We start from the raw sequence: 3,896 nt of genomic DNA on the forward strand, positions 1-3,896 counted from the left end.
AAAGAAAAGGATGGATTAATCATGAATGAAATCATCTATATGAAAGCTGGCTACGAACCATGGTGGATGTTCTCAGGTTGGGAAGCAACCATCATTGAAAAAAAGGTGTTTGTGAATGAAGCAGAAGCGAGTATTTTTTTGAATTCACTGCTTGAAAAACTCAGGAAATCTTATCCAAATGAAGCGAGTCAAAAAGGAGCTTGTTGGGCTTTCTGGACAGAAGACGAACAGGAATTTTGCGAAGCGTGTGATGATGATTTACAAGTGTATCATGGCGTTTTGTGGCTCATTAATGGGATTCCTAAACAAATGTAAATGACATAAAAAGCTATGAAAATACAAAGAATAAAATTGACAGATGTTGGGCAAGTGATATAATATTCTTAACAATTGAAATTGTTTTACCGGAGACCTGAACTCACATATTTTCAGTAGTGATTGGCGTTTGCTGGTACTGTTGAATGTGTGGTTTTTTAGGTTTACAACAAATAATCACGATTGTTAACTTTATTTTTTTGGAGGTTTTGTTCATGAAACAAGGTACAGTAAAATGGTTCAATTCAGAAAAAGGTTTCGGTTTCATTGAAATTGAGGGAGAAAACGATGTGTTCGTTCATTTCTCAGCAATCCAAGGAGATGGCTTCAAAACACTTGATGAAGGCCAAAAAGTTGAGTTCGAAGTTGTCGATGGCAACCGCGGACCACAAGCTGCTAATGTAACTAAAGTTTAATTTAACAATGTAAAAGAGGCTTCCGACATCGGATTGCCTCTTCTTTTTTGTGTATGTCTTTGATAACTTTCACGGTTGATTTCTTAAAAAATGGAATCTGTGCCCTTTCCGCGGACGAACTAGCAAGCCTCCTCTGGCCAACAGGATGTTGGTCACAAAGGCGTTGCCACAAAATTGCATTTTGCGACGAATACCGCAGGATCAGCACTTTCGAAGAATGAGACCACAAGTTTGTGGTTTTCAAATTTGTTGGCTCATGCGGAACGTGCGGCAAGCGCAAATGTACGATAAACAACCATAACATTTAACAAATCCTTATATAAAATTCAGCATGAATCAGTCTACAGACTCAAGCGTAGAAGTCACGCTGAATTCTGTATCGTTGTCCTGCATGATAAATTCCCGTTTGATTTCACCGAAATCTTGCACAAAATATTTACGTTGGAGCGCACCACTTTCGTCCGTTTTCTCTAACACAATGACATCGTCAAACGTTTTGTATGGCGTTTCAAGTGTTTGGTCAATACTTACCACTGTCCATTCATCAAACGTTTTTCCTGTTTCAATTGGTGTTTGAAGAATTGTGGAAATGATAGGCAACGACTTTAGTTCTTCATCGGTTGGAGAGTATGTTTCWTAATACTCAGCCTGCTCTTTAATTAAATGAATCGAATCCTCAGTAATTCGATAAGTGCGGATTACGACTGTGCCACCGTTATCCTCATAAATTGATACTGTATCATCATTGTGCCATCGAGTGCGTGCCTGATAACTGGCATATTCGTTGCCGTCACCTAAATATTTTGCAACAGATCCATCCTTCATAAAAAATCGTTTTAGATCGATTTTTTCTTCAGCAGAATCTTCGGTCTGAGGAACTTCTTCTCGAATTTCTTCTGATGGAGTACCGGTGTCAATAGGTGAGTCATCTGTAGATTTTTCACTACAAGCACTTAATAAGAGCATTAGCAGCAAAACTATGGAAAATTTGAATGCTGACATACCATGGACCTCCTTTAAGTAATTTATACAGTAGACGTTTGAAAGGGTCTAAACGTTTCAACCTTCTGTTTTTTTGGTATAGTAACTGGTATGGAAGGAGAATGATCATGACACAATATGAACTGAAACATGAACTGCCGACACCAAGAAAACAACAGGACTTTTATGAAAAATTACGCGAAAAAATGACCACATTTTTAGCAACACGCTCAGGTAGTGCGAGTAAATTTGCACCGTATTTATTATTTGCACCTGATTTGTTTCATTTGCTCACTAAATCCATGCTGGATCAACGCATTGACGGGAAAAGCAAAGCTTTAATCGGAAGTGGTATTTTGTATTTTATTGCACCAATTGATGTAATACCTGAAGGTTTGATTGGGCCAGGTGGATTTATTGATGACATCATAGTGGCCACGTTCGTTGTAAATTTACTATTGAATAAATTTTCTCCTGAAATACTGGAAGAGCACTGGGTTGGTGATCAAAAGTTACTGGATGCCTTGAAAAAAATTTCCGAAACCAGCGATGGACTGCTCGGTAAATTACCTGCACGATCATTACTTGGTCGATTTATAAAAAAATCAAATTAAAAAGTGCGAAGGAGAAATTCCTTCGCACTTTTTTCTGTATTATGATTTAATTCCTTGTGCTTCTTTCCACTCTAAAAATTCATCAAATGATAATTGTTTATCCAAAATTGATCCATCAGGCATGATTTCAATTACACGATTAGCAATTGTTTGAATGAACTGATGGTCATGAGAAGTGAAAATCATTGCGCCTTTGAAAGCAATTAATCCATTGTTCAGTGCTTGAATTGATTCCAAGTCTAAGTGGTTAGTCGGTTCATCCAACAGCAAAACGTTAGCGTTGGCTAACATCATTTTAGAAAGCATACAACGAACTTTTTCTCCACCTGATAGTACAGCAGGTTTTTTCTTTACTTCTTCGCCAGAGAACAACATACGTCCAAGGAACCCTCGTAAGAAAGTTTCGCTTTCGTCATCTGGAGAATATTGGCGTAACCAATCAACTAAAGAATTTTCTTTGCCAGTGAAGTATTCACTGTAGTCGATAGGGAAGTATGAACGAGTAGTTGTGACACCCCAACGAATTGAACCTTCAACAGGTTGCACTTCTTCAGCCAATACACGTAGTAAAGAAGATTTTGCAATTGGATCACCGATCAAGATGATTTTGTCATCTTTATTTACGGAGAAATGAATGTTTTTAAATAATGTTTGGCCTTCATGTTCCATTGTAATATCTTGAACGGACAATACATCATTTCCGATGTCACGGCCCATTTGGAAGTTTACATATGGATACTTACGTGATGAAGGTCGGATATCGTCCAATTCGATTTTATCCAACATTTTTTTACGAGAAGTAGCTTGCTTAGACTTCGAGGCATTGGCACTAAATCGTGCAATGAACGCTTGAAGTTCTTTGATTTTCTCTTCTTTTTTACTGTTCTGATCTTGAGACATTTTAAGTGCCAATTGGCTGGACTCATACCAGAAATCATAGTTTCCGACATACACTTGAATTTTACCGAAATCAAGATCGGCAATATGTGTACAAACTTTATTAAGGAAGTGACGGTCATGGGAAACGACGATAACAGTATTTTCAAAGTTGATTAGGAATTCTTCCAACCATTGAATCGCTTTTAAGTCCAGATGGTTAGTAGGCTCATCGAGTAAAAGTACATCAGGTTTGCCGAATAGAGCTTGTGCCAATAGAACTTTCACTTTTTCAGAACCAGTTAAATCTGCCATTTTTTTCGTGTGGAATTCTTCACCAATTCCCAAACCTTGAAGAAGGATAGCCGCTTCAGATTCCGCTTCCCATCCGTTCATGTCAGCAAACTCACCTTCAAGTTCAGCAGCACGCATGCCATCTTCATCAGAGAAATCTTCTTTCATATAGATGGCATTCTTTTCATTCATGACTTCATACAAACGTTTATGACCCATCATAACTGTTTCCAAAACAGGATACTCTTCATATTCGAAGTGATTTTGTTTTAGGACAGCCATACGTTCGTTCGGGTTCATGATGACGTTACCTTCTTGTGTATCAATGTCACCTGATAAGATTTTAATAAAAGTTGATTTCCCCGCACCGTTAGCACCAATTAATCCGTAACAGTTACCT

General features: G+C 37.9%; 5 protein-coding genes. 3 read left to right on the forward strand and 2 right to left on the reverse strand.

What is annotated here, in order from left to right; all coding sequences use genetic code 11:
• Together AC1DSB_RS15810 and AC1DSB_RS15815 are read left to right on the forward strand one after the other, a co-directional pair.
• Window positions 1-315: DUF1033 family protein (locus tag AC1DSB_RS15810; RefSeq protein WP_477587074.1), on the forward strand; the 315-nt coding region annotated here is incomplete at its 5' end.
• Between the two features lie 215 nt (window positions 316-530).
• The gene (locus AC1DSB_RS15815) at window positions 531-731 is read left to right on the forward strand and encodes a cold-shock protein (protein ID WP_016427303.1); all 201 of its coding nucleotides are present in this window, start codon (window positions 531-533) and stop codon (window positions 729-731) included.
• Between the two features lie 336 nt (window positions 732-1,067).
• Here the strand turns inward: AC1DSB_RS15815 and AC1DSB_RS15820 are convergent, their stop codons facing one another.
• A complete protein-coding gene (locus tag AC1DSB_RS15820; RefSeq protein WP_477587075.1) occupies window positions 1,068-1,733 on the reverse strand; it encodes a hypothetical protein in 666 nt (221 codons plus the stop codon).
• A gap of 107 nt (window positions 1,734-1,840) precedes the next feature.
• Between AC1DSB_RS15820 and AC1DSB_RS15825 the strand changes: the two genes are divergently transcribed.
• Window positions 1,841-2,326: a YkvA family protein gene (locus tag AC1DSB_RS15825; protein ID WP_477532337.1), complete on the forward strand. Its 486-nt coding sequence runs from the start codon at window positions 1,841-1,843 to the stop codon at window positions 2,324-2,326.
• Window positions 2,327-2,365: 39 nt separating this feature from the next.
• On the opposite strand, the gene AC1DSB_RS15830 is transcribed toward AC1DSB_RS15825, so the two are convergent.
• Window positions 2,366-3,896 (reverse strand): ABC-F family ATP-binding cassette domain-containing protein (locus AC1DSB_RS15830; RefSeq protein ID WP_477587076.1); only part of this gene is annotated, 1,531 nt, incomplete at its 5' end.

The sequence above is a fragment of the Paenisporosarcina sp. P4_E4_2 genome, from assembly GCF_056401595.1.

Excerpts from the sequence above, each read along its gene's own strand:
- AC1DSB_RS15815 (WP_016427303.1), top strand. The coding sequence starts at position 531 with ATGAAACAAGGTACAGTAAAATGGTTCAATTCAGAAAAAGGTTTCGGT.
- AC1DSB_RS15825 (WP_477532337.1), top strand. The coding sequence starts at position 1,841 with ATGACACAATATGAACTGAAACATGAACTGCCGACACCAAGAAAACAA.